Annotated in this window: 1 protein-coding gene; it reads left to right on the top strand. The window is 42.3% G+C overall.

The genetic code is table 11. From position 1 onward, the window contains the following. Positions 1–718 (top strand): molybdenum cofactor guanylyltransferase (gene mobA, locus ACTQ9S_RS13760; protein ID WP_440455274.1); only part of this gene is annotated, 718 nt, incomplete at its 5' end. Between the last annotated feature and the right edge of the window lie 171 nt (positions 719–889).

Raw genomic sequence — 889 nt, 5'->3', positions numbered from 1 at the left:
TACTGTAAACCGTTTAGATAGCTTGGCAGGTGTGGTCATTTTAGCGGGCGGCGCGTCTAGCCGTATGGGCACGCCTAAAGCGGAACTCATCCTACCTACAGGTGAGCGCCTGATTGATTATCATGTGCGGCATGCATTAAATTTAAACACTCCAATTATGATTGCTGATAATGGACGCGGTTTTTGCGTTGAATCAGCGCTAAAAGTCAGCAACTCGCAAGCATCTATTATTCATATTGCTGATTATGGCGCTGACCATGTTGATGGGCAGAATAGTAACAGCCAAATTGATACAGGTGGTGCGTTAGTCGCTATCGAGTCGGCCCTGCAAACCATGGTAAATACTTATTTATCAGATGCTTTAGTAAAAAAACAATCATCGTGGCTGTTGGTCATTAGCTGCGACAGCTTAATACCTGCCACCGCTTTATGGCAAAAATTACAGTCTTCAGCAATGCAAACAACTGATAGTCAAGCAGTTGATAAAAAAGTAATTTGCCTAACCGATGACAGCCATTTATATCCATTGTTAGGACTTTATCAATTAAGTATTGAGCCTGACTTAAAAGCTTATATTGATAGTGGCGGGCGCCGAGTGATGCAATTCATTAAGCCGATGGTGCACTCTGTACCATTTGAAAAAAACTGGCAGCACTTGACCAATTTTAATACGCCTGAAGATTTTCAGCATGCCTGTGTATCGTTAAGTGATTTATAAAAAATGTAAGAGAAACTATAAATGAATAGCAATAGTCAGGAAAATAACCAAGCTGCTGTGAGCCAATCTGCCTTATCGCACTTAGACAGTGACGGCGATATTACTATGGTGGATGTCAGTGGCAAGACCGCCAGTACCAGAGAGGCAAGTGCACAAGGGCAAGTACGTTTT

Source organism: Psychrobacter sp. ASPA161_9, assembly GCF_051970275.1.
Classification (GTDB): domain Bacteria; phylum Pseudomonadota; class Gammaproteobacteria; order Pseudomonadales; family Moraxellaceae; genus Psychrobacter.
The sequence above is the reverse complement of the archived record's forward strand: the minus strand, read 5'-3'. Positions and strand labels throughout refer to the sequence as shown.